The sequence below is a fragment of the Pseudonocardia sp. EV170527-09 genome (assembly GCF_008369905.1).
GTDB lineage: Bacteria > Actinomycetota > Actinomycetes > Mycobacteriales > Pseudonocardiaceae > Pseudonocardia.
This window is the reverse complement of record NZ_VRMC01000011.1, coordinates 18,078-41,505: the sequence shown is the minus strand read 5'-3', so window position 1 is coordinate 41,505 and position 23,428 is coordinate 18,078. Positions and strand designations below refer to the sequence as shown.

Sequence of the window (23,428 nt, the reverse complement as noted above, 5' to 3'; positions counted from 1 at the left end):
CTGTCCGGTCGCGGGGGTGATGCGGCGCCGCGGCGCGCCCTCCGCGACGATGTGACGCGATGGAGCTGACCGCGCTCGGACTCGGACTGCTCGGCGTACTGCTCGCCGAGCCGGTCAGCCGTGCCCTGGCCCGGGCGCGCTGGCCCGGACGCGACCCGGTCGGCGCGCTGCTGCTGTGGCAGGCCGTCGGGCTCGGCGGCGGCATCTCGCTGTTCGGTGCCGGGCTGGCCTACGGGCTCTCCCCGATGGGCGACAGCCTTCCCTCGGCGGCCGCCGCGCTGGCGTCGTCGGTGTCGGCCGGGGAGTGGCCGGAGCAGATGGACCCGTTGCACGTCGGGGCGCTGCTGATCGCGGTCGGGGTGCTGCTGCGGCTGCTGTCGGTGCTGGTGATCACCACCGTGCGGACGCTGCGGGCCCGTCGCCGCCACCGTGACCTGCTCGACGTGCTCGCGTCGCCCTGGCCCCACGCCTCCGGTACCCGTGTGCTCGACCATCCCGTACCGGTCGCCTACTGCCTGCCCGGGCGCAGCTCCCGGCTGGTGGTGTCGGCGGGGGTGCTGGACGCGCTGGACACCGCCGGGGTCGTCGCGGTGCTCGCGCACGAGCGGGCGCACCTGCGTGAACGCCACGACCTGGTCGTGCTGCCCTTCGTCGCGTGGGGTGCAACGGCGCCGTCCGTACGCGGCATGGTGCACGCCCAGCTCGCGGTGGCCCGGCTGATCGAGATGCGGGCCGACGACGTCGCCCGCAAGCTCTGCGACCCGACCGAGCTGGCGACCGCGCTCAAGGCCGTCGGCGGGTCCGCGCCGGCGGCGGCGCTGTCGTCGTTCACCGATGCGCTGGAGGCCCGGATCGACCGGATCACCGCGCCGCCCGCCCCGCTGCCGCGTGTCGTGCACGGGCTGGTCCGGCTGGTCGCGGTCGCGCTGGTGGCGGTGCCGGTGTGGCTGCTGGTGGCCCCGTGAGCGGCCCGGTCCGGGCGTTCCCCGGGGCGGAGGCGCTGGTGCGGGTGCACGCGGCGTCGCTGCCCCAGCCCGACCAGCTGGCCGGGCCGTTCGTCGCCCGGCTGCTGGTCGCCGCGCTCTCGCCGCTGCCCGCACCGACGGTGGCGGCCTTCGCCCACGCGGCGGGCACCCGGGTGCGGCCCGGCGACGACGTGGCGTCGCGGCCGCCCGGCGCGCCTGCGGACGCCGACTACCTGCAGGGACTGCCGGTCGCCGCGGACGACGAGCGCTCTGGCACCCCGGTGGCCGGGCTCGGACGCGCGGTCGAGGAGTTCTCCGGCGAATCGCTCGCGGCGGTCCCGGCGACCGGGGAGTGGACCGGCGACCGGCTCGTGGGGCTGCTCGCTGCGGTCACCGGCGACGGCCCGGTCGGAGTGCTCGCGTCGGTCGCGACCGGCGAGCTGGGCGCCGCCGCGACCCCGGTCGCCGACCTCGACGCCGGGGCCCGCCCGGGGCCGGACTGGTCGGTCGCGCACGTCGTCGCCCTGTGGGGGCGCCGGGACGCCCCGGCCGGGCCGCTGCTCGCCGTCGCCGACACCTACCCGCAGCTCGGGTCGCCGGACCTCGGGCCGGGTCTGCACCTGCAGCCCGCGGACCGGGTCGCCGCCGCACTGGGCCACGGCGGAGGCATGGTCCTGATCGGGCCGGACCGGCGGCGCGCCGCGCTGGCCGCGGCCGTCGGGTCGGCCGGGCTGTCGTCGCGCTGGTGGGACGCGCCGGACTGCCCTCAGGCGCCGTAGGCCTCGAACAGGGTGGGGCCGTCGTCGGCGAGCAGCGCCCGGGTCGCGGCGATGTTGCGGACCCGCGCGGCCTCCAGCGACGCCGGGCTGCGCCGGACCCACCGGCGCTGCAGCGCGACCATCCGTCCGAGGACGGCGACGGCCAGCTCCCAGCCCGGGCTGCGCCGCAGACCCAGCCCGGTGGTCACCGCGGCGCCGTGGAAGCGCCGCGCCAGTGCCTGCAGCAGGCGTCGGCCGTGGGGCACGGGCAGGCGCAGCGGCTCGACGAGCAGCGCGGCGACCGCCCCGATCAGCGCCCCGGCCAGGGCGCGTGACTCGGGAGCGGGCGGCCCGCTGACGGCGCTGACCAGCGCGTCGAGCTCCTCGGCCGTGGCGTGCGAGGTGACGTCGCGGACCAGCTCGGGGTCGATGCCGAGCTGGTGGGCCAGCAGCTGCCAGCAGGCGTAGACCTCGGTGATCTCGGCGGGGGTGAGCCCGAACCCGATCGTCGCCTCGGCCCGCATCGAGACGAGCGTGAAGTCCAGCCAGGTCCGGACCAGGTCGAGCTGGTTGACCGGGGTGCCGTGCACGGCCTCGTCGAGGCCGCGGTCGCGGGCGAGCACGCGCATGTGGGCGTGCAGCACGCGGACCTGCAGGGTGCTGACGTAACCAGGGCTGCCGGGCCGCATGCCGCCGGGCAGGGTGGCGGCGAGCAGCCAGGCGCCGGTCTCGGTGAGGCGGCGCTCGGCGGACTCCACCAGCCGTCCGGTGGTGCCGAGCAGCACCGCGATCGACGGCGAACCGTAGGTGCGCAGCAGTGCCCCCGCCGACAGCGACAGGGTGTGCACCGCGGGCGGCGCGGTGAACATCGGCCGGACCCCGGTGTCGAGGATCGCGGGGTCGGTGCCCGCGGGCACCGACTCGGCGGAGCCGAGCAGGGCCGCGACGGCGGGGGAGGGGTCGGTCAGCGAGGCGAGTCCCTCGCGGATGCCGCGCTGCAGCTGGGCGGTGAGCGCCCGGCCGCCCTCGCGTCCCGCGGCGCGGATCTCGGCGACGACGGCGTCGGCGAGCGGGTCGCCGGTGGTCCTGGCGCGCAGCGCGAGGTCGGCGCGAGCGGGGCCGAAGCGGGCGGCGACGGCGTCGCGGTCGGGCGCGCCGGGGGATCGGGTGGCGGTCACGGGAACCGGTCCTCCTGGGTCTCGGGCCGCGGCCGTCGGCGGATCTGGCGGCGGGTCTCGCGGTCGTCGTCGGTGGGGAGCCCGGCTCCGGCGAGCAGCCGCGCCATCCGGGCCCGCAGTTCGTGCTCCGTCGGCGGCGCGGGGGCGAACACGGCGAGCGCGGACAGCCCGAAGACCCCGGCGAACAGCTCGCGGGCCCGTTCCCGGTTCCCGACGTGGTCCTGGATGAGGTCGATCAGGGCCGCGTCGGGTTCCGTGTCGGATTCCGTGCCGGGCAGGCCGGCGCCGCCGTGTCCCCGGGCGATGCGGACGCGCAGCTCCAGCATGGTCAGGAACACCGGGCGGCGGGGGCCGAGCAGGTCGGCCAGGTAGGCGGTGCACGCATCGAGCAGGGTCAGCTCGCCGGAGCGGGCCCGGCGGGTGAGCTCGCCCAGCCGTGCGACGGCGTCGCGCTCCAGCTCGACGACGACCGCCTCCAGCAGCGCGTCGACGGTGCCGAAGTGGTAGGTCGCCGACGCGGCGGAGGCGCCCGCACGGTCCGCGACCTGGCGAAGCGTGAGCCGGTCGAAGCCGTGGGCGACGACGACATCGACGGCGGCCCGCACCAGCGCGCGACGGGTGTCGGCCCCACGTCGTCGTCGTCCGTCGGGGCGGGCATCGGCCATACCCGACAAACTATCTGTACAGCCAGACAGATTCCAGTCCGGTCCCGCGGAACATCGTTCCGCGACGACGCGCTGCACCCCACGAGCGGGCGTAGCGTGGAGAGCGTGCCCGTCACACCTGACCTTCCCCGTACCGTCGGCGCACTGCGTGCGTCCGGCCACGTACAGCGCCCTGTGAAGCACGAGATCCGCGACAACCTCCTGGCGGCCCTGCGCGAGGGCCGCGACCCCTGGCCCGGCATCGTCGGCTTCGACGACACCGTCGTCCCGCAGCTGGAGCGGGCCCTGATCGCCGGCCACGACCTGGTGCTGCTCGGTGAGCGGGGCCAGGGCAAGACCCGGCTGCTGCGCTCGCTGGCCGGGCTGCTCGACGAGTGGACCCCGGTCATCGAGGGCTCGGAGATCGGCGAGCACCCGTACGAGCCGATCGTGCCCGCCTCGATCCGGCGCGCCGCCGAGCTCGGCGACGACCTGCCGGTCGCGTGGGTGCACCGCGACCACCGCTACACCGAGAAGCTCGCCACGCCCGACACCTCGGTCGCCGACCTGATCGGCGACGTCGACCCGGTCAAGGTCGCCGAGGGCCGCTCGCTGGGCGACCCCGAGACGATCCACTTCGGGCTCGTCCCGCGGTCGCACCGCGGGATCGTCGCCATCAACGAGCTGCCCGACCTGGCCGAACGGATCCAGGTCGCGCTGCTCAACGTGATGGAGGAGCGCGACATCCAGGTCCGCGGCTACACGCTGCGGCTGCCGCTGGACGTGCTGCTCGTCGCGAGTGCGAACCCCGAGGACTACACCAACCGCGGGCGGATCATCACCCCGCTCAAGGACCGGTTCGGCGCCGAGGTCCGCACCCACTACCCGCTGGAGCTGGCCCCCGAGGTCGAGCTCGTCGCACAGGAGGCCGACCTCGTCGCCGAGGTGCCGCGACACCTGCTCGAGGTCGTCGCCCGGTTCACCCGGCACCTGCGCGACTCCTCCGCGGTCGACCAGGGCTCGGGGGTGTCGGCCCGGTTCGCCGTGGCCGCCGCCGAGACCGTCGCCGCGGCGGCACTGCGCCGTGCCGCGTTGACCGGGGAGGAGACCCCCTACGCCCGCCCGGTCGACCTGGAGTCGGTCCCTGCGGTGCTCCGCGGCAAGATCGAGTTCGCGTCGGGGGAGGAGGGGCGCGAGGACGAGGTGCTGGAGCACCTGCTGCGTCGCGCCACCGCCGACACCGCCCGGTTCGCGCTGCGCGGTGTCGACCTCGACGAGCTCGCCGACGCGGTCTCGACCCGCCCGGTCCGGACCGGCGAGCGGATCCCGGCGAAGGACGTCGTCGCCGCGCTGCCGCAGGTCGACGCGCTCACCGAGATCGCGGCGAAGCTGGGCGCCTCGGGCACCGAGGACCCGGGGCCGATGGCCTCGGCGGCGGAGCTGACGCTGGAGTACCTGTTCCTGACCCGCAAGCTGGCCAAGGACGAGTCCGACGACGGCGACACGGTGTCGTATGGCTGATCCCAGGCGTCGTCGCCGCCGTTACGCCTACGGTCCCTACGCCGGCGGGCCCGACCCGCTGGCGCCGCCCTACGACATCCGCGCGGCGATGGACCAGATCGGCCGCGACGTCATGGAGGGCTCCTCGCCGCGCCAGGCGCTGCAGGAGCTGCTGCGTCGCGGTCTCGACGGGCGGCGCGGCCTCGACGACCTCACCCGTCGGGTGTGGGAGCGTCGGCGGGACCTGCAGCGCGACAACCGGATCGACGGGACCCTGCAGGAGGTCCGTGAGCTCCTGCAGCGGGCGCTGGACGCCGAGCGGCAGTCGTTGGACAACGAGGACTCCGACGACGCCCGGTTCCGCGAGATGCAGCTCGACGCGCTGCCCACCGACACCGGCGGCGCGGTGCGCGAGCTGGGCGAGTACGACTGGCGGTCCTCCGAGGCCCGCGAGGCCTACCAGGAGATCCGTGACCTGCTCGGCCGGGAGATGCTCGACCAGCGTTTCGAGGGCATGAAGCAGGCCATGCAGAACGCGACGCCGGAGGACGTCGAGCGGATCAACGCGATGCTCGAGGACCTCAACGACCTGCTCGACCGGCACGCCCGCGGCGAGGACACCACCGAACGGTTCGCCGAGTTCATGCGCGCGCACGGCGAGCACTTCCCGGAGAACCCGCAGACCACCGAGGAGCTGGTCGACGCGCTCGCCGCCCGGGCCGCCGCGGCCCAGCGGATGATGAACTCGATGTCGGCCGAGCAGCGCGCCGAGCTGGCCGAGCTGGCCCAGCAGGCGTTCGGCGACCCGAGGCTGGCCCAGTCGCTGGCCCGGCTCGACGCGCAGCTGCAGGGCCTGCGCCCGGGCGAGGACTGGTCGGGGAAGGGGAACTTCCGCGGCGAGAACCCGATGGGCATGGGCGAGGCGACCCGCGCCCTGGAGGAGCTGGGGCAGCTCGACGCGCTGGCCGAACAGCTGGCGCAGAGCTACCCCGGTGCGCGGATGGAGGACATCGACCTCGACTTACTCACCGAGATGCTCGGCCCGGAGGCCGCCGCCGACGCCCGCACCCTCGCCGAGCTGGAGCGCGAGCTGCAGCGCCAGGACCTGTTCCGACGCGCACCCGACGGCTCGCTGCTGCTCTCGCCGAAGGCGCTGCGCACGCTCGGGCAGTCGGTGCTGCGCGACGTCGCCGACCGGATCTCCGGGCGGTCGGGGCAGCGCGACACCCGGCGTGCCGGAGCGGCGGGCGACGCGACCGGGGCGACCCGGCCGTGGGCCTTCGGGGACACCCAGGCCTGGTCGGTGCCCCGGACCCTGCTCAACGCCCAGCTGCGCCGCGCCGGTGGCGACGACCGCGCCCTCGACGTCAGCGACGTCGAGATCGTCGAGACCGAGCAGCGCACCCGGGCCGCGGTCACGCTGCTGGTCGACACGTCGTGGTCGATGGTCGCCGAGGGCCGGTGGGTGCCGATGAAGCGCACCGCGCTGGCCCTGCACCAGCTCATCTCCACCCGCTTCCGCGGCGACGACCTCTCGCTGATCACCTTCGGCCGACACGCGCAGACCGTCGAACTGGGCGAGCTGATCGGGCTGGAGGGCGTGTACATGCAGGGCACCAACCTGCACCACGCCCTGCTCCTGGCCCGCGAACGGCTGGCCCGCCAGCCCGACGCGACGCCGGTGGTCCTGGTGGTGACCGACGGCGAGCCGACGGCGCACCTGGAGCGCGACGGCGAGGCGTTCTTCGACTACCCGCCCAGCCCGTACACCCTGCGGGCGACCGTGGACGGGCTGGACAAGCTGATCGGGATGGACGCGGCGTTCACCTTCTTCGTGCTCGGCGACGACCCGGGGCTGCTGTCGTTCGTGAACCGGCTCGCCCGCCGAGCCGGGGGACGGGTGGTGCAGCCCGACCTCGACGGTCTCGGCGCCGAGGTGGTCTCGGACTACCTGCGCCGCCGCACCGGCTGAGCCGAAGCAGCGTCGGCGGCCCGCTGTGGTCAGGCGGGTTCCGGGGCGCGCAGGTGTTCGGCGGCCCAGCTCCGCAGGGTCGTCGGGGTCGTCGAGACCGCGTCGCGGCGCTGCTCGGGCACGTACCCGGGGGCGGCGAGCCCCTCCGCCATCCCGGCGGCCGCGTCGACCTCGGCCGGGGTCATCCCGGCCCCGGCCAGGATCTCCCGGAACTCCCGGCTCCCGAGGGGCACCGCACGGACCGGGTGGCCGAGGACCTCGGTGAGCACCGCCGCGGCCTCGTCGAACGTCAGGTCCGCCGGCCCGTGCACCGCCTGGACCAGCCGCCCCGACCACACCGGACCGAGCAGCCGCACCGCGGCGACGGCGGCGATGTCACCGGGCGCCACCCACGGCAGCGGATGGTCCGGCGGCCACGGCGTCGACAGGGTCCCGCCGGCGAGCTCGTCGGCCGCGTGCAGCAGGTTCGACATGACGTAGCCGCACCGCAGGTGCAGCACCGGAGCACCGGTCGCGTCGAGGGCCTGCTCGGTCGCGGCGAGGCCGTCGATGTCCCCCACCCCGCGACGCAGCTCCGCCCCACCGCTGCTCTGGAACACCGTCGCGCCGATCCCGTTGCGGCGCACCGCCTCCGCCACGGCGGCCGCGCAGGCCGCGTGGTGGGAGAGCGGGTCGGTGCCGGGCGGGCCCGGCGGGTTCACCCAGTACAGCCGGTCCGCGCCCAGGGTGGCGCCGACGACGGCGTCGGCGTCGGTCTGGTCCGCGACCACCGGCTCGACCAGACCGGCCAGGTCCGGTGGCAGTCGTGCCGGGTCGCGGAGCAGGGCCACCGGCCGGATTCCGGCCTGCACGAGCAGACGCAGGACCCGGGAGCCGACGGTGCCGGTCGGTGTCGTCACGACGATGCGCATGCCCGCACCGTCGCACAGGGGTCCGACAGCGGGTGTGGGGTCAGCCGAGCCAGGGGCGGGCGAGGCGGTCCCAGGTGCCGTCGGTGCGGGCGGTGCGCAGCCAGTCGTCCACGCGGGCGGCGAACACCGGATCGCCGGGCGGCATCAGGTAGGCCTTCTCCGAGTCGGTGAACGGGGCGTCGGGGTGCACCGCGCAGAGCACCCCGGGGTGCCGGGCGGCCTGCCAGCGGGTCTCGATCGCGTCGGTGACCATCAGGTCGGCGCGGCCGGCCACGATCTCGTCGAAGATCGTGGAGTTGTCCGGGTGGTCGACGATCGTCGCGCGGGTGAAGGTCTCCCGGGCGAAGCGCTCGTTGGTCCCGCCCGGGTTCACCACGACCCGCACGCCGGGCCGGTCGATGTCGGCGACCGTGCCGTAGCGGGCGACGTCGGGGCAGCGCACGACGGGCGTCTTGCCGTCGCGCAGGTAGGGCTCGGTGAACGCCGCCCGCGCCGCGCGGTCGGGGGTGACCGAGATGCCGCCGACGGCGATGTCGCAGCGCCCGGCGACGACGTCGTCGAGCAGGGTCGCCCAGGTCGTGCGCACCGGCTCGGCCCGGGCGCCGAGCTCGGCGGCGAGGTCGCGGGCCATGTCGACGTCGATCCCGGACCAGGTGCCGTCCGCGGCCAGCGCGGTCAGCGGCCGGTAGTCACCGGTCGAGCAGACCCGCAGCACCTGCGACGACGCGACCCGCTCCAGCGTCGGGGACCCCGGTGCGGCGGGCGCGCCGCACCCGGTGACCAGCAGCAGGAGCAGCAGGACGATCGGCAGGCGGCGCACGGTCCGGGACCCTAGCCGCCGATCGGGGGAGTCCAGGACTCCGGACGGAGGTCGGCCGAGCGGATGCTGCGGACCAGCGCCTCGGCCGGGCCGCTGCGGCGTCGTCCGTGCGCCAGCACCACGTCGACCGGACCCAGGTCGGGCAGCCCGGCGTGCTCGGCGACGACCTCGAGCCCGTCGGGGACCAGCGTCGCGGCGTGTGCGAGTACCCCCAGCCCGGCGAGCGCGGCGGCCCGCAGCCCGGACAGGCTGCCGCTGGTGCAGGCCATCCGCCACGGCCGCCCCGCGGCCTCCAGGGCCCCGACGGCGGCGGTGCGCGACAGGCTCGGCGGGGGATAGGCGACGACCGGCACCGGGTCGCCGGGGCCGAGCGGCAGCCCGGGCGCCCCCACCCAGACGAACCGGTCGCGGCGCACGACCAGCCGGCCGTCGTCGGGGCCGGGCAGGCGCTTGGCGAACATGAGGTCCAGCTCCCCGGCGGCGAGGCGGCGTTCGAGATCGCCGGCCAGGCCGACGGTCAGCTCCAGGTCGACCTCGGGGTGGCGACGGCGGAAGTCCGCCAGCACCGCGGGCAGCCGGGTCAGGACCAGGTCCTCCGACACCCCGAACCGCACCCGGCCGTGCACCCGCGAGGCCCGGAAGTGCGCCATCGCCCGGTCACCCGCGTCGAGGATGGTGGCGGCGAACTCCAGCATCGCCTCGCCGTCGACGGTGAGCGACACCGAGTGGGTGTCGCGTTCGAGCAGCGGGCGCCCGACCGTCGCCTCCAGGCGTCGCACGTGCTGACTCACGGTGGACTGGCCGACGCCGAGCCGCGCGGCGGCCCGGGTGAAGCTGCGGGCGCGCGCGACGGCGGCGAAGGACCGCAGCTGCACGGGGTCGAGCACCCGGTCATCGTAGTTCGCGGACACAGTCATGGTGATCAGCCGGTTTCCCGATCGGAACGCGGCTTGCAGGATGGAACCATGCGTGTCCGTCCCGATCCCTTCCTGGTGCTGCTCCTCGTGACGGTCGGAGTCGCGTCGCTGGTCCCCGCGCGCGGTGCGGCGGTCGGGGTGGTCGACGTCGCCGTCACCGCGGCGATCGCGCTGCTGTTCTTCCTCTACGGCGCCCGCCTCTCGGCCGCGGAGGCACTGGGCGGGCTGCGGAACTGGCGGCTGCACGGCACCGTCCTGGCGGCGACGTTCGTCCTGTTCCCGCTGCTCGGGCTGTCGGTGCTGCTGCTGCCGCAGTGGCTGCTGCCCGCGCCGCTCGCCGCCGGGATCGTGTTCCTGTGCTGCCTGCCCTCGACCGTGCAGTCCTCCATCGCCTTCACCGGCGTCGCCCGCGGCAACGTGCCCGCCGCGATCGTCGCGGCGTCGGTGTCGAACGTGCTCGGCGTGGTCCTCACCCCGGTGCTGGCCGCGCTGCTGCTGGCGACCAGCGGCGGTGTCGACGCGTCGAGCTTCGGCGACATCGCGCTGCGCCTGCTGGTGCCCTTCCTCGCCGGGCAGGCCGCACGGCCGCTGATCGGCCGGTTCGTCGCCCGGCACCGGACGCGGCTGGCGCTGGTCGACCGCGGATCGATCCTGCTGGTCGTCTACGCCGCGTTCAGCGAGGGCGTCGTGGCGGGGATCTGGGGACGGCTCACCCCGGTCTCGCTGCTCGTGCTGCTCGGGATCTGCCTGGTGCTGCTCGCCCTGGTGCTCGCCGCGACCGCGTACGGGTCCCGCGCGCTCGGGTTCGACGACGCCGACCGCATCGCGATCGTGTTCTGCGGGTCGAAGAAGTCGCTGGCCAGCGGACTGCCGATCGCCGGTGTGCTGTTCGGTGGCCCCGCCGGGGCACTGGTCGTCCTGCCACTCATGCTGTTCCACCAGATCCAGCTGATGGCCTGCGCACTGATCGCCGAGCGGGTCGGCCGGCGTCGCGCGGCACTCGACACCGAGCAGGCCGCCGGGGCAGCATCGCAGGCGTGACGCCGTCCGCCTGCCGCCTCTGCGGCATCCCCGGCCCCGACGACGCCGGGGTCGCCGCCGTCGCGGGCTGGGTGACCGACCGCGACGAACGCGGCCGGGACGGGCGGCTCTGCCCGGCCTGTGCCCGCCGCCACGTCCGCGACATCGAGTCCAAGCTCGACCACCGGTGGTGGTGACCGGCGCCAGGCCCGCGCCGGAATCTGCGACGGGCACCGCGCGTTCGCATGCGTGACCGCTTCCGAGAGCTAGGTAGGTTTGACCGCATGGAGACCTGGGCCCCGACCGACGTCCCGGCACTGGAGGGCAGCGGCCCGCCGCTGCGCCTGCACGACACCGCCACCGGCCGGGTCCGGCCCACGGCGCCCGGTCCGGTCGCGACGATGTACGTCTGCGGGATCACCCCCTACGACGCGACCCACCTCGGCCACGCCGCCACCTACCTGACGTTCGACCTGGTCAACCGCTACTGGCGCGACCTCGGACACGACGTGCACTACGTCCAGAACGTCACCGACATCGACGAGCCGCTGCTGGAGCGCGCCGAGCGCGACCAGGACGACTGGATCGTGCTGGGCCTGCGCGAGACCGCCCTGTTCCGCGAGGACATGGAGGCGCTGCGGGTGCTGCCGCCGCGGGAGTTCGTCGGCGCGGTCGAGGCGATCCCCGAGATCGCCGAGCTGGTCGAGAAGCTCGTCGCCTCCGGCGCGGCCTACCGGATCGACGACCCGGAGTACCCCGACGTCTACCACGACGTGTCCGCCACCGGGCACTTCGGCTACGAGTCGAACTACGACCTCGACACCATGCTGGCCTTCTCCGCCGAGCGCGGCGGCGACCCGGACCGGCCGGGCAAGCGCAACCGGCTCGACCCGCTGCTGTGGCGCACCGCGCGACCCGGTGAGCCGGCCTGGGACTCGGGTCTCGGGCGCGGTCGTCCCGGCTGGCACGTGGAGTGCGCCGCGATCTCGCTGAACCGGCTCGGCCCGCAGGTCGACCTGAACGGCGGCGGCTCTGACCTGATCTTCCCGCACCACGAGTGCGGTGCCCTGCACGCCGAGTCGCTCACCGGCGAGCACCCGTTCGCCCGGCACTACGTGCACACCGGCATGATCGGCCTCGACGGCGAGAAGATGTCGAAGTCCAAGGGCAACCTGGTCTTCGTCTCCAAGCTGCGCAACGCCCGCGTCGACCCGAACGTCATCCGGGTCGCCCTGCTCGACGGGCACTACCGCACCGACCGGGCCTGGACCGACGAGGTGCACGCGACGGGCGACCGGCGGGTGACCCGCTGGCGCGAGGCCGTGGGGCTCGACGCCGGGCCGGACGCGACCGAGCTGGTCGCCAAGGTGCGGACCCACCTCGCCGACGACCTCGACACCCCCGGTGCGCTCGCCGCCGTCGACGCCTGGGCCGAGGAGGCGCTGACCCGCCGCGGCACCGACACCGCGGCCCCGCAGCAGGTGCGCACCGCGCTGGACGCGCTGCTCGGGGTGCGGCTGTAGACCAGCTGCGGACCGTGTGGCCCGCACCGCGCTGAGCGGAGGTGCGGCGCCGCCGGTGGTGCCGGAGGCCACCCACGTCCGCACCCTGGAACGGGTCGCGCTCGACGACCTGCGGGCGCACGCCGTCGGGTGAGCCTCAGACGCGGCGCGCCCGGTCGACAGCGAGGACGGCCGGTGCGCCCGCCGCGAGCAGCGCCGCCGGCGCGAGGAACGCCACCAGCGGGTCCGCGTGGTAGACCGGCGTCAGCGCCACCGGCGACGCCGCCGTCCCGGCGAAGCGGACCGCCTGCACCACCGACACCGCCCCGCCCCCGCCGCCCCCGGCCGGACCGAGGACCAGCGCGTTCACCCCGACCAGGACGAGCTGGCTGCACACCCCGCCGACCGCCCACAGCGCGACGACCACCCCGAGCCACGGGACCAGCCCGATCGCCGCGACGAGCACGCCGCCGACGACCGACCCGGCCAGCACGCAGCGCCGCGCCCCGAACCGGTCCACGGCCCCGCCGATCACCCGCGCGGTCAGGATCCCGGCGACCCCCAGCGCGGTCAGCACCAGCCCGCGCGGCCCCGAGCCGAGCCCGAAGACCTCCTCCAGCCGCAGCGCGAGCAGGAAGTTCAGCCCGGCCAGGCAACCCCAGCCGATCCCGGCGACCAGCCCGAGCCGCAGCACCGGGCCGGTCCAGGCCGCCCGCAGCCGCGGCCGGGGGGCGCCGTCGGACGGCGCCCCGCCGCCGGGGATGCCGATCACCGCCAGCACCAGGGCCACGCCCGCGGCGCCCCAGAACGCCCACCGCCAGTCCACCTCCGCGGCCAGCCCGCCGACCAGCGGCGCCGAGGTCTGTCCGGCCGCCTGCAGCGACCCGAACCAGCCCAGCACCCGGCCGAGGCGGTCCGGCTCCACCGTGGCGGCCAGCGCCGCCAGCAGCAGGGGAGTGGTGAACGCGTTCGCGACGCCCTGCAGCGCCCGCCCCGCCAGGAACAGCGGCCAGGACACCGCCAGCACGCAGACCAGCGAGGCGACGACGTAGAGCGCGTACCCGGCGACGACGGTGCGCCCCCGCCCCCAACGGTCGCCGAGGGTGCCCGAGACGAGCATGACCCCGGCGAACGGCAGCAGGTACGCGGTGATCGAGACCGACGCGGTCGCCGTCGGGACGCCGAACTCGGTGCCCAGCTCGGGCAGCATCGCCGCGGTCATCCCGCCGCCGAACGGGCCGAGGAACGCCCCGGCGAACAGCGCCCCCCGGCGCAGGGCGGTGACCACCGGGCGGGTCAGGAGTTGGGGCCGCGGCGGCGCAGGTAGCGCTCGAAGTCCGCCGCGATCGAGTCCCCGGAGGTCTCGCGCAGCTCGGTGCGGGCCTCCTCGTCGTCGGACTCCGAGGCCTGCTCCTCCAGCTGGCGGACGTACTCGCGGACCTCGTCGTCGGCGTCGGCCATCTCCGACACCGTCCGCTCCCACTCCTCGGCCTTCTCCGGCAGCACCCCGAGCGGCACCTCGACGTCGAGGGACTCCTCGATCCGGTGCAGCAGCGCGACCGCGGCCTTGGGGACCTGGGCCTGCGAGACGTAGTGCGGCACCTCGGCCCAGTAGGAGACGGCCGGGATGCCGGCCTGCACGCAGGCCTGCTGGAAGACCGCGACGATCCCGGTCGGGCCCTCGTAGTTCGACGGCTCGGTGCCCATCGCCTTCTGCGACTCCGCGTCCCAGGACGTGCCGTTCACCGGCGTCGGCCGGGTGTGCGGGACCTCGGTGAGCAGGGCCCCCAAGGTGATGACCTTCGTCACGCCGAGACGCTCCGTGTGACCCACGAGCTCGGCGCAGAACGTCTTCCAGCGCAGGTTCGGCTCGATCCCGTTGACCAGGACGACATGGCGGTCGGTGCCCGGCAGCGTCGCCCAGGACAGCCGGGTGGTCTGCCACTCGATCCGTCGGGTGACACCGTCGGCGAGCTTGACGTGCGGACGCGTGACCTGGAAGTCGTAGTACTCCTCTGGATCGATCGAGGTCAGAGGCTTCGCGTCCCAGCTGAGCTCGAGGTGCTCCAGCGCGGTGCTCGCGGCCTCACCGGCGTCGTTCCATCCCTCGAACGCGGCGATGAGGACCGGATCGACCAGGTGCGGAGTGCTGTCGCCACCCGTGATGCTCGGCTCTCGGTCGGTCATCTCCCCAGCCTACGACCCCGCGGGCGCGGGGCCTGGTCGCTACCCCTCCAGCAGGTACCCTGGGGGATCGTGTCATCTACGACGGGAGCGGATCACTCGGTGGGCACCTCGGCGCACGACAGCACCCTCCGCCCGGTCGACCCCGAACGGGTCCGGCGGGCTGCGCAGCGTACCGAGCAGCTGACGGAGCTCCTCGGCCGTCGCATCGCTGTGATCGACGGCGCCTGGGGCACCGTCATCCAGGGCCTCGGCCTGACCCCGGAGGACTACTCCGCGGACTGGCTGAAGGGCCACCCCAAGGACACCAACGGCGACCCGGACCTGCTCAACCTCACCCGTCCGGACCTGATCCTCCAGGCGCACCGCAACTACTTCGACGCGGGCGCCGACCTGACGACGACCAACACCTTCACCGCGACCACGATCGGCCAGGCGGACTACGGCCTGGAGTCGAAGGTCGACCAGATGAACGTGGCCGCGGCGCGGCTGGCCCGCGAGGCCGCCGACGAGGCCGAGAAGGCCACCGGCGAGCCGAAGTGGGTGGCCGGCTCGATCGGTCCGCTGAACGTCACGCTGTCGCTGTCGCCGAAGGTCGAGGACCCCGCCTACCGCGCGGTGTCCTACGAGCAGGTCTACGACTCCTACGCCCAGCAGATCGCCGCGCTCGACTCCGGCGGCGTCGACATCCTGCTGATCGAGACCATCTTCGACACGCTGAACTCGAAGGCCGCACTGCAGGCCGCGCACGACGTCGCCCCGCACCTGCCGGTGTGGATCTCGGTGACCATCGTCGACCGCTCCGGGCGCACGCTGTCCGGGCAGACCGTCGACGCGTTCTGGACCTCGGTGCGCCACGCCGCGCCGCTCGTCGTCGGGCTGAACTGCGCGCTGGGCGCCGACGAGATGCGCCCGCACGCCGTCGCGCTCGCCGAGATCAGCGACGCGTTCGTCGCCACCTACCCCAACGCGGGCCTGCCGAACGCCTTCGGCGGCTACGACGAGACCCCCGAGCAGACCGCGGACTACCTCAAGGAGTTCGCCGAGTCCGGGCTGGTCAACATCGTCGGCGGCTGCTGCGGCACCGGCCCGGAGCACATCCGGCAGATCGCCGACCGGGTCAAGGGGCTGCCGCCGCGGGTACCGACCGAGCCGCCGCAGCGCACCCGCTTCTCCGGTCTGGAGCGCTTCGAGATCGGCCCCGACACCGGCTTCGTGATGATCGGTGAGCGCACCAACGTCACCGGGTCCAAGCGGTTCCGCAGGCTCATCGAGTCGAAGGACTACAACGGCGCGCTGGACGTCGCGCTGGACATGGTCCGCGGTGGCGCGAACATGCTCGACGTCAACATGGACGCCGACCTGCTCGAGTCCGCCGACGAGATGCGCACCTTCCTCAACCTGCTGGCCACCGAGCCCGAGGTCGCCCGGCTGCCGATCATGATCGACAGCTCGCGGTGGTCGGTGATCGAGGCCGGCCTGCAGTGCGTGCAGGGCAAGGGCGTCGTCAACTCGATCAGCCTCAAGGAGGGCGAGGAGCCCTTCCTGGAGCAGGCCCGCAAGGTCAAGGCCTACGGCGCGGGCGTCGTCGTCATGGCCTTCGACGAGGACGGCCAGGCCGACACCGCCGACCGCAAGGTCGAGATCTGCGGACGCGCCTACGACCTGCTCGTCGAGAAGGCCGGGCTCGACCCGCACGACATCATCTTCGACCCGAACATCCTCGCCGTCGCCACCGGCATGGAGGAGCACAACGACTACGCGAAGGCCTTCATCGAGGCCTGCCCCCGGATCAAGGAGCGCTGTCCCGGCGTCCACATCTCCGGTGGTGTCTCGAACCTGTCCTTCGCCTTCCGCGGCAACAACGTGGTCCGCGAGGCGATGGACTCGGCCTTCCTGTTCCACGCCATCAAGGCCGGCCTGGACATGGGCATCGTCAACGCCGGCCAGCTCGCGGTCTACCAGGACATCCCGGCTGACCTGCTCGAGATGGTCGAGGACGTCCTGTTCAACCGCCGGCCCGACGCCACCGACCGGCTCGTGGAGAACGCCGACCGGTTCAAGGGCGAGGGCACCCAGCGCAAGGTCGACCTGACCTGGCGGGAGAACGACGTCCGCGCCTGCCTGGAGCACGCCCTCGTGCACGGCATCGTCGACTTCGTCGAGGCCGACACCGAGGAGGCCAGGGCGCAGGCCGCCCGGCCGCTCGACGTCATCGAGGGCCCGCTGATGGACGGCATGAAGGTGGTCGGCGACCTGTTCGGCGGCGGCAAGATGTTCCTGCCCCAGGTCGTGAAGTCCGCCCGCGTGATGAAGCGCGCCGTCGCCTACCTCGAGCCCTTCATGGAGAAGGAGAAGGAGGAGGCCAAGGCCCGCGGTGAGATCGACACCCGCGGCAACGGCAAGGTCGTCATGGCCACGGTCAAGGGCGACGTGCACGACATCGGCAAGAACATCGTCGGCGTCGTGCTGGGCTGCAACAGCTACGAGGTCATCGACCTCGGCGTCATGGTGCCCGCCCAGACGATCCTCGACACCGCCGTCGCCGAGGGTGCCGACGTCGTCGGGCTGTCCGGCCTGATCACCCCCTCGCTCGACGAGATGGTCAACGTCGCCACCGAGATGGAGCGGCGCGGCCTGAAGCTGCCGCTGCTCATCGGCGGCGCCACCACCTCCCGCCAGCACACCGCGGTGAAGATCGCCCCGCAGTACCAGGGCACCGTGCTGCACGTCCTCGACGCCTCCCGCGTCGTCGGGGTCGTGTCCGACCTGCTCGACGACGACCGCGCCGAGGCCCTGTCCCAGCGCAACGACGCCGACCAGCAGCGGCTGCGCGAGCAGCACGAGGGACGGCAGGCCAAGCCCCTGCTGCCCTTCGCCGACGCCGTCGCCAACCGCGAGGTCGTCGACTTCGGCGAGCTGCCCGTCCCGGAGTTCACCGGGGTCCGGCCCTGCGAGCCGACGATCGCCGAGCTCCGTGAGCTGATCGACTGGCAGTTCCTGTTCCTGGCCTGGGAGCTGAAGGGCAAGTTCCCGCAGATCCTGAACTCGCCGGTCGCGAAGGAGCTCTACGACGACGCCAACGCGATGCTCGACCAGATCATCGCCGAGGACCGGTTCACCGCCCGCGGCGTCTACGGCTTCTGGCCGGCCCACGCCGAGGGCGAGGACATCGTGATCTCGCCCGACGGCGGCGACGTGCGGCTGCCGATGCTGCGCCAGCAGACCGTCAAGCCGCAGGGGCGGGCCAACCGGAGCCTCGTGGACTACGTGGCGCCCCAGGGGGACCACCTCGGCGCGTTCGCGGTGTCCATCCACGGCGCCGAGGACATGGCCGCCGAGTTCGAGGCCGCGCTCGACGACTACAAGGCCATCATGGTGAAGGCGCTGGCCGACCGGCTCGCCGAGGCCTTCGCCGAGTACGCCCACCGGCAGGCCCGCCGCGAGTGGTTCGAACCCGACGCGAACCAGGCCGTCGAGGACCTGCACGCCGAGCGCTTCCGGGGCATCCGGCCCGCGTTCGGCTACCCGGCCTGCCCGGACCACACGCTCAAGCGGCCGCTGTTCGACCTGCTGGGCGCGGAGGAGACCGGGGTGGGGCTCACCGAGTCCTTCGCCATGACCCCGGCGGCCGCGGTCAGCGGCATGATGTTCGCCCACCCGGAGTCGCGGTACTTCACCGTCGGCCGGATCGGGCCCGACCAGGTCGCCGACTACGCCGGCCGGCTCGGCGTGGACGTCGCCGTCGTCGAGAAGTGGCTGCGCCCGAACCTGGGCTACACCCCCGATGCCTGAGCCGACGACGATCCGGCCCGCGGGCGTGCTGCTGGACATGGACGGCACCCTGATCGACTCGGAGAAGGTGTGGGAGGTCGCCCTCAACGACCTCATGAAGCACCTCGGTGCCCCCGAGCTGAGCCTCGGGGCGCGGCTGGAGTCCGTCGGCGGTTCGCTGGACTCGTCGCTGCGGATCTGCTTCCGGGAGGCCGGACGCGACCCGGACACCGTGCCCGCCGACGAGTACCGCGAGACCGGCGAGTGGCTCTACGACCGCGCCGGGGAGCTGTTCACCCACGGCGTGCCGTGGCGGCCGGGCGCCCGGGAGCTGCTCACCGCGCTGCGCGAGGCCGGCATCCCGGCCGTGCTCGTCACCAACACCATCCGGGTGCTGGTGGAGCGGGCGCTGGAGACGCTGGGCCGGGAGCACTTCGTCGCCGTCGTGCCCGGCGACGAGGTGCGCGAGCCCAAGCCGCAGCCCGAGCCCTACCGGCGCGGTGCCGAGCTGATCGGGGTCGACCCCGGCGACTGCGTCGCGGTGGAGGACTCACCGACGGGTGCGCTCTCGGCGGAGCGGGCCGGCTGCGCGGTGCTGGTGGTGCCCTGCGAGCTCGACGTGCCCGCCGGACCGCGCCGGGTGCTGCGCGAGACCCTCGCCGGGATCGGCCCGGCCGAGCTCGGGGCGGTCCTCGCGGAGGTCCGGGCCCGCTGAACGGCGCAGGCGCCGGCGTGAGCGGACCGTTCGCGGCGACGAACGGCACCGCAGCCGGGTGTTGCTCACTCCGGGTGAACCACCCGGCGCGGTCCGTTGCCCACACGGCTTACCACCCCGGATGCGCCCGGCATGCGGCGTAGGTCACCGTTCACACTGGTACACGTGAAGACTTTCGACGACTTGTTCGCCGAGCTGGCGGCCAAGGCCCGGGACCGGCCGGCCGGCTCGGGGACCGTCGCCGCGCTCGACGCCGGGGTGCACGCCCAGGGCAAGAAGGTGCTCGAGGAGGCCGGTGAGGTCTGGATCGCCGCCGAGTACCAGGGCGACGACGAGCTGGCGGAGGAGATCTCGCAGCTGCTGTACCGGCTGCAGGTGATCATGCTTCAGCGGGGGCTCACCCTCGAGGACGTGTACAAGCATCTGTAGGCCGATCCGGCCACACCGACACCACCACCGATGACGACCGTCAGGAGAGCGGAAATGCTCCGCGTGGCACTGCCGAACAAGGGCACCCTGGCCGAGCCCGCCGCGACGATGATGCGCGAGGCCGGGTACCGCCAGCGGTCCGACTCGCGTGACCTCAGCGTGGTCGACGAGGAGAACGAGATCGAGTTCTTCTACCTGCGGCCCAAGGACATCGCGACCTACGTCGGCAAGGGTGACCTGCACCTGGGCGTCACCGGCTTCGACCTCATGGAGGAGTCGGGCAGCCAGACCCAGGAGATCATTCCGCTCGGCTTCGGCAGGTCGCGGTTCCACTTCGCCGCCCCGGCCAGCGCCGACTGGAAGATCGAGGACCTCGACGGCCGCAAGATCGCGACATCCTACCCCCGCCTGGTCCGCTCCTACCTGTCGGGCAAGCGGATCGGCGCCGAGATCGTGAAGCTCGACGGCGCGGTGGAGATCTCCATCCAGCTCGGCCTGGCCGACGCGATCGCCGACGTCGTGTCCTCCGGCCGCACGCTGCGCCAGCACGGTCTGCAGATCATCGGCGAGGCCATCGCCACCTCGCAGGCCACGCTCATCGAGCGGGAGAAGCGGCACGACCGCGCCGAGGAAGCCGAGACCACCCGTCTGAAGAAGGTCTTCGCCGACCGGCTGCAGGGCGTCGTCGTGGCCCGCGAGTACCTGATGATGGACTTCGACTGCCCGGAGGGGCTGCTCGAGGCCGTGGAGAAGGTCGCGCCGGGCCTGCAGGCGCCGACGGTCTCGCCGCTGTCGAAGAAGGGCTGGGTCGCGGTCCGCACGATGGTGCGCACCAAGGACACCAACCGCGTGATGGACAAGCTCGCCGACATCGGCGCCACCGCGATCCTCACCTCGGAGATCCGGTCCTGCCGCGCGATGACGGTCAACGGCCACTGAGCACGTCCCCGTCCGACGTCCGTTCCCCCCACGGCGGCCCGCCCCCGGTGACTCCGGTGGGCGGGCCGCCGTCGTGCTGCCGGGGTCTCCAGCGGGCCGCTAGCGGGCCCGGACGGTCAGCGCCTGGGCGCTCCGACCGGTGTGCCCGTGGTCGTCGAACAGGGTTGCCGAGCAGGTGCCCAGCCCGTCCGGCCCGACGACGGTCGCGGCGTCCGCGCCGATCCACTCACCGGCCGGGGCCCGGTGCAGGTGCACCGTCAGCTCGGTGTTGACGAACAGCCAGCGGGTCACGTCCAGCGGTGCGGCGAGCCCGTTCGCGCAGTCCGCGGCGACCATCAGCCGCTGTGCCGGGCTCGGCTCCTCGCCCTCGACGAGTGGGACCCGCATCCGGATCCAGCCCCGTCCCGGGCCCTCGGTGCCGAGGCGGCCGCCGTCGAGCCAGGCCCACTCGACCGCGTCGAGGAACCCGGGCAGCCAGCCGTCCGGCCGCTCGGTCCGCACGACGGCGGTGTCCCGGCCGGGCAGCGGCGGTGCCTGCCCGACCGCGACGGCGGCGGTGTCGGAGGTGACGAGCCGCCAGGCCCGCGCCCGGAGCACGTCGCGGTCGCCGGCGCGCATCGTCGCCGACAGCAGCTCGATCGTCCGCCCGGGCCGCTCGACGCCCGCGGTCACCGTGACCGGCCCGGCGGGCACCGCCCCGAGCACCTCGACGGTGACGCGGGCGATCCGCCAGTCGTCCTCGGCGCCGCCGGGCCGGGACGCGGGCAGCCGTTCGAGCGCACGGACCAGCAGCGCCGAGGGCGGTCCCATGTGCTGGGCGTCGGCGAACCAGGGGCCGGTGGTCGACGGGGTCGCCTCGAACGCGGCGTGGGTGACGCCGTCGGCGGTGTGCTCGCCGCGGGGCAGGTAGAACGGGCCGGGCGGGATCGGGGGCGGTGCGCTCACCCGTCGATCATGCCCCGCCGCCCGGCCAGCCGGGGTACGGCGGGGGAGTGCCGCCCCAGGCGGGGCAGCGGGCCTGGTGGTCGCAGGTGCGGCAGGCCGGGCCGGGGCGGGGCCGGAAGTCCCCGGTGGGGGCGGCGAGCCGGATGGCGGTCCACACCGCGTCGAGCAGGCGCCCGAACCGGGTGAGCTCCTCGGCGTCGGGCCGGTAGGTCAGGGCGGTGCCGTCGGCCAGGTAGAGCAGGCGCAGCTCGTCGGGGACGCGGCCGTGGGTCAGCAGGACCGCGAGCGCGTAGAACTTGAGCTGGAACAGCACACCGGACTCGTAGCCCTCCCCGGGCGTGGCGCCGGTCTTGTAGTCGACGACCCGCAGGCCGTCGGGGCCGTCGTCGAGCCGGTCCAGGATGCCGCGCAGCGGTACCGGGACCGCGCCGTCCGCACCGTCGAGGGTCGCCTCGATGCGGGCCTCCACCGCCGTCGCGGTGACGCCGGCCGGGTCCTCCAGCGCGAAGTAGCGGTCCAGCAGTGCCGAGGCCGAGTCCAGCCAGAGCGCGAGCTGCGGGTCCTCCGGGCCGGTGAACAGCGCCGCCACGGCGGGATCGGCCGCGGCGAGGTCGTCCCAGCAGGGGCCGAGCAGCTCCCGGGCCGCGCGTGGGGTCCGGTCGGCCGGCTCCCGGGCGAACAGCTGCTCCAGCACGGCGTGCACCAGGGTGCCGCGGACCTGCGCGCGCGACGGCGGCTCCGGCAGACGGTCGACCGCGCGGAACCGGTAGAGCAGCGGGCAGCGGCGGAAGTCCGCCGCCCGCGACGGCGACAGCGCGGGCGGGCGCGGTGGTGCCCCGACGATCGGGCGGACGGCCGGGGGCACGACCTCGGGGCCCGCCTCGGCCGGGAACGGGCCGGACTCGTCGGAGGGGGCTGCGGTCATGGCGGCAGGCTAGCCGCGACCCCCGACGGTTCCGGGCGGCCCGGTGCGGCCCGGAGCTGCCTGCCCTGTGCCCCGGCGTCGGGGCCGGGGGTGCGCGCGGATAGCGTCGTCGTCCGTGCACGACGCCCCGACGCCCGACGCGCCGACCGAGTCCGCGCCCCTCGACTCCCCCCAGGCCGAGTCCCGCACCGAGGAACCCGTCGACGCGGAGCTCGTCGCCCCCCAGCCCGTCGGCGCCGAGTCCGCCGGCACCGAGTCCGCCGGCGCCGAGTCCGCCGGCACCGAGCCGGCCACCTGGGTCCCCCCGCGCCGTGGCGGGCCGTTCCGCGAGGGCGACCGGGTGCAGCTCACCGACCCCAAGGGGCGCCACTACACCGTCGTCCTGCAGGCGGGCGGGTCGTACCACACCCACCGCGGCCAGATCGACCACGACGACATCATCGGCTAGCCCGAGGGCGGGCTCGTGCACTCGGCGGCCAACACGCCGTACCTGACGCTGCGCCCCCGTCTGGCCGACTACGTCCTGTCGATGCCGCGTGGCGCCCAGGTGATCTACCCGAAGGACTCCGCGCAGATCCTGATGTGGGGCGACGTGTTCCCCGGCGCCCGGGTGCTGGAGGCCGGCGCCGGGTCCGGCGCGCTGACCTGCTCGCTGCTGCAGGCCGTCGGGCCGACCGGGAAGGTGATCTCCTACGAGGTCCGCGAGGACCACGCCCCGCACGCGGTCACCAACGTCGAGACCTTCTTCGGGCAGCGGCCCCCGCACTGGGAGCTGACCGTCGGCGACGTCCGGGACCACCGCGGCGAGGTCGACCGGGTCGTGCTGGACATGCTCTCCCCGTGGGACGTGCTCGACACCGTCCGCGACTGCCTGGTGCCGGGCGGGATCCTCGTCGGCTACGTCGCGACCACCACCCCAGCTGTCGGTGCTCACCGAGGCGCTGCGCGAGATGCAGTGCTGGACCGAGCCCGAGTCCTGGGAGGCGATGGTCCGCCCCTGGCACGTGGTCGGTCTCGCCGTCCGTCCGGAGCACCGGATGATCGCCCACACGGCCTTCCTGCTGACCACCCGGCGGCTCGCCGACGGCGTCACGCCGCCCCGGCAGCAGCGGCGACCGACCGGCCGTTGACCTGGGCGTTGTGTCCGGTTTCGGTCGGATGGTGACCGCGACGCGCCCGAGCGCGGAACGAGAACGTTACGAACTACCCTCCGTGTGGACGTGGCGGTGACGCCCGCGAAGCCGCAGAGTGACCACATGGTGCCGACCGGCTGAGGCCCGGATCACCGGTTCGACGCACCGTCGCGGTCACCCGTCACGGGTACCGTGGT

General features: G+C 74.3%; 20 protein-coding genes and 1 pseudogene. 12 read left to right on the top strand and 9 right to left on the bottom strand.

Annotation, left to right across the window (positions count from 1 at the left end):
* The first annotated feature begins 59 nt into the window (after window positions 1-59).
* Window positions 60-965, top strand: a complete 906-nt coding sequence (locus FVA95_RS05135; protein WP_149663171.1) for a M56 family metallopeptidase — start codon at window positions 60-62, stop codon at window positions 963-965.
* Window positions 962-1,744: a hypothetical protein gene (locus FVA95_RS05130; protein WP_149663170.1), complete on the top strand. Its 783-nt coding sequence runs from the start codon at window positions 962-964 to the stop codon at window positions 1,742-1,744. The genes FVA95_RS05135 and FVA95_RS05130 overlap by 4 nt, the downstream gene beginning before the upstream one ends.
* Here FVA95_RS05130 and FVA95_RS05125 read toward each other — a convergent pair.
* Together FVA95_RS05125 and FVA95_RS05120 are read right to left on the bottom strand one after the other, a co-directional pair.
* Entirely contained in the window at window positions 1,732-2,901 is a 1,170-nt protein-coding gene (locus FVA95_RS05125) for an oxygenase MpaB family protein (RefSeq protein ID WP_149663209.1), read from the bottom strand. The genes FVA95_RS05130 and FVA95_RS05125 overlap by 13 nt on opposite strands.
* Entirely contained in the window at window positions 2,898-3,566 is a 669-nt protein-coding gene (locus tag FVA95_RS05120; protein WP_149663169.1) for a TetR/AcrR family transcriptional regulator, read from the bottom strand. The genes FVA95_RS05125 and FVA95_RS05120 overlap by 4 nt, the downstream gene beginning before the upstream one ends.
* A 105-nt stretch (window positions 3,567-3,671) precedes the next feature.
* Between FVA95_RS05120 and FVA95_RS05115 the strand changes: the two genes are divergently transcribed.
* Complete coding sequence (locus FVA95_RS05115) at window positions 3,672-5,066, top strand: sigma 54-interacting transcriptional regulator (RefSeq protein WP_149663168.1); 1,395 nt, start codon at window positions 3,672-3,674, stop codon at window positions 5,064-5,066.
* The gene (locus tag FVA95_RS05110) at window positions 5,059-7,017 is read left to right on the top strand and encodes a VWA domain-containing protein (protein WP_149663167.1); all 1,959 of its coding nucleotides are present in this window, start codon (window positions 5,059-5,061) and stop codon (window positions 7,015-7,017) included. The genes FVA95_RS05115 and FVA95_RS05110 overlap by 8 nt, the downstream gene beginning before the upstream one ends.
* A gap of 29 nt (window positions 7,018-7,046) precedes the next feature.
* On the opposite strand, the gene FVA95_RS33635 is transcribed toward FVA95_RS05110, so the two are convergent.
* Genes FVA95_RS33635 through FVA95_RS05095 form a run of 3 tightly spaced genes read right to left on the bottom strand, consistent with a single transcriptional unit; the run spans window position 7,047 to window position 9,635 of the window.
* Window positions 7,047-7,928, bottom strand: coding sequence for an NAD(P)H-binding protein (locus FVA95_RS33635; protein ID WP_149663166.1), 882 nt, complete (start codon window positions 7,926-7,928; stop codon window positions 7,047-7,049).
* Between the two features lie 40 nt (window positions 7,929-7,968).
* Window positions 7,969-8,748 (bottom strand): transporter substrate-binding domain-containing protein, encoded by a 780-nt coding sequence (locus tag FVA95_RS05100; protein WP_164514838.1) that lies wholly within the window; start codon window positions 8,746-8,748, stop codon window positions 7,969-7,971.
* A gap of 11 nt (window positions 8,749-8,759) precedes the next feature.
* Window positions 8,760-9,635 (bottom strand): LysR family transcriptional regulator, encoded by an 876-nt coding sequence (locus FVA95_RS05095; protein ID WP_149663165.1) that lies wholly within the window; start codon window positions 9,633-9,635, stop codon window positions 8,760-8,762.
* Between the two features lie 78 nt (window positions 9,636-9,713).
* On the opposite strand from FVA95_RS05095, the gene FVA95_RS05090 reads away from it, so the two are divergent.
* From FVA95_RS05090 to mshC, 3 genes are all read left to right on the top strand, one after another.
* Window positions 9,714-10,706, top strand: a complete 993-nt coding sequence (locus FVA95_RS05090; RefSeq protein ID WP_149663164.1) for a bile acid:sodium symporter family protein — start codon at window positions 9,714-9,716, stop codon at window positions 10,704-10,706.
* Window positions 10,703-10,882 carry a hypothetical protein gene (locus FVA95_RS05085; RefSeq protein ID WP_149663163.1) on the top strand — a complete coding sequence of 60 codons (180 nt, stop codon included), beginning with the start codon at window positions 10,703-10,705 and terminating at the stop codon, window positions 10,880-10,882. Before FVA95_RS05090 ends, FVA95_RS05085 begins: the two co-directional genes overlap by 4 nt.
* A gap of 87 nt (window positions 10,883-10,969) precedes the next feature.
* A complete protein-coding gene (gene mshC, locus FVA95_RS05080; protein WP_149663162.1) occupies window positions 10,970-12,208 on the top strand; it encodes a cysteine--1-D-myo-inosityl 2-amino-2-deoxy-alpha-D-glucopyranoside ligase in 1,239 nt (412 codons plus the stop codon).
* Between the two features lie 136 nt (window positions 12,209-12,344).
* Here mshC and FVA95_RS05070 read toward each other — a convergent pair whose 3' ends face one another.
* Together FVA95_RS05070 and FVA95_RS05065 are read right to left on the bottom strand one after the other, a co-directional pair.
* Window positions 12,345-13,475 carry an MFS transporter gene (locus FVA95_RS05070; RefSeq protein WP_240051278.1) on the bottom strand — a complete coding sequence of 377 codons (1,131 nt, stop codon included), beginning with the start codon at window positions 13,473-13,475 and terminating at the stop codon, window positions 12,345-12,347.
* Window positions 13,476-13,483: 8 nt separating this feature from the next.
* Window positions 13,484-14,374: a PAC2 family protein gene (locus FVA95_RS05065; protein ID WP_149663161.1), complete on the bottom strand. Its 891-nt coding sequence runs from the start codon at window positions 14,372-14,374 to the stop codon at window positions 13,484-13,486.
* Between the two features lie 69 nt (window positions 14,375-14,443).
* On the opposite strand from FVA95_RS05065, the gene metH reads away from it, so the two are divergent.
* The 4 genes from metH (at window position 14,444) to hisG (ending at window position 20,228) form a co-directional block, all read left to right on the top strand.
* A complete protein-coding gene (gene metH / locus FVA95_RS05060) occupies window positions 14,444-18,166 on the top strand; it encodes a methionine synthase (RefSeq protein WP_255474613.1) in 3,723 nt (1,240 codons plus the stop codon).
* A complete protein-coding gene (locus FVA95_RS05055; RefSeq protein WP_149663160.1) occupies window positions 18,159-18,860 on the top strand; it encodes an HAD family phosphatase in 702 nt (233 codons plus the stop codon). Before metH ends, FVA95_RS05055 begins: the two co-directional genes overlap by 8 nt.
* 165 nt (window positions 18,861-19,025) lie before the next feature.
* Window positions 19,026-19,289, top strand: coding sequence for a phosphoribosyl-ATP diphosphatase (locus tag FVA95_RS05050; RefSeq protein WP_020625548.1), 264 nt, complete (start codon window positions 19,026-19,028; stop codon window positions 19,287-19,289).
* Window positions 19,290-19,343: 54 nt separating this feature from the next.
* The gene (gene hisG, locus FVA95_RS05045) at window positions 19,344-20,228 is read left to right on the top strand and encodes an ATP phosphoribosyltransferase (RefSeq protein WP_149663159.1); all 885 of its coding nucleotides are present in this window, start codon (window positions 19,344-19,346) and stop codon (window positions 20,226-20,228) included.
* Window positions 20,229-20,327: 99 nt separating this feature from the next.
* Here hisG and FVA95_RS05040 read toward each other — a convergent pair whose 3' ends face one another.
* Complete coding sequence (locus FVA95_RS05040; RefSeq protein ID WP_149663158.1) at window positions 20,328-21,173, bottom strand: thioesterase family protein; 846 nt, start codon at window positions 21,171-21,173, stop codon at window positions 20,328-20,330.
* A 7-nt stretch (window positions 21,174-21,180) separates the two neighbouring features.
* Window positions 21,181-22,098 (bottom strand): PD-(D/E)XK nuclease family protein, encoded by a 918-nt coding sequence (locus FVA95_RS05035; RefSeq protein WP_149663157.1) that lies wholly within the window; start codon window positions 22,096-22,098, stop codon window positions 21,181-21,183.
* A gap of 340 nt (window positions 22,099-22,438) precedes the next feature.
* Here FVA95_RS05035 and FVA95_RS05030 point away from each other — a divergent pair.
* Window positions 22,439-23,228: pseudogene (locus FVA95_RS05030) on the top strand (tRNA (adenine-N1)-methyltransferase).
* The last annotated feature ends 200 nt before the right edge of the window (window positions 23,229-23,428 follow it).

Excerpts from the sequence above, each read along its gene's own strand:
- FVA95_RS05135 (WP_149663171.1), top strand. The coding sequence starts at position 60 with ATGGAGCTGACCGCGCTCGGACTCGGACTGCTCGGCGTACTGCTCGCC.
- FVA95_RS05120 (WP_149663169.1), bottom strand. The coding sequence starts at position 3,566 with ATGGCCGATGCCCGCCCCGACGGACGACGACGACGTGGGGCCGACACC.
- FVA95_RS05110 (WP_149663167.1), top strand. The coding sequence starts at position 5,059 with ATGGCTGATCCCAGGCGTCGTCGCCGCCGTTACGCCTACGGTCCCTAC.
- FVA95_RS33635 (WP_149663166.1), bottom strand. The coding sequence starts at position 7,928 with ATGCGCATCGTCGTGACGACACCGACCGGCACCGTCGGCTCCCGGGTC.
- FVA95_RS05090 (WP_149663164.1), top strand. The coding sequence starts at position 9,714 with ATGCGTGTCCGTCCCGATCCCTTCCTGGTGCTGCTCCTCGTGACGGTC.
- mshC (WP_149663162.1), top strand. The coding sequence starts at position 10,970 with ATGGAGACCTGGGCCCCGACCGACGTCCCGGCACTGGAGGGCAGCGGC.
- FVA95_RS05065 (WP_149663161.1), bottom strand. The coding sequence starts at position 14,374 with ATGACCGACCGAGAGCCGAGCATCACGGGTGGCGACAGCACTCCGCAC.
- FVA95_RS05055 (WP_149663160.1), top strand. The coding sequence starts at position 18,159 with ATGCCTGAGCCGACGACGATCCGGCCCGCGGGCGTGCTGCTGGACATG.
- hisG (WP_149663159.1), top strand. The coding sequence starts at position 19,344 with ATGCTCCGCGTGGCACTGCCGAACAAGGGCACCCTGGCCGAGCCCGCC.
- FVA95_RS05035 (WP_149663157.1), bottom strand. The coding sequence starts at position 22,098 with ATGACCGCAGCCCCCTCCGACGAGTCCGGCCCGTTCCCGGCCGAGGCG.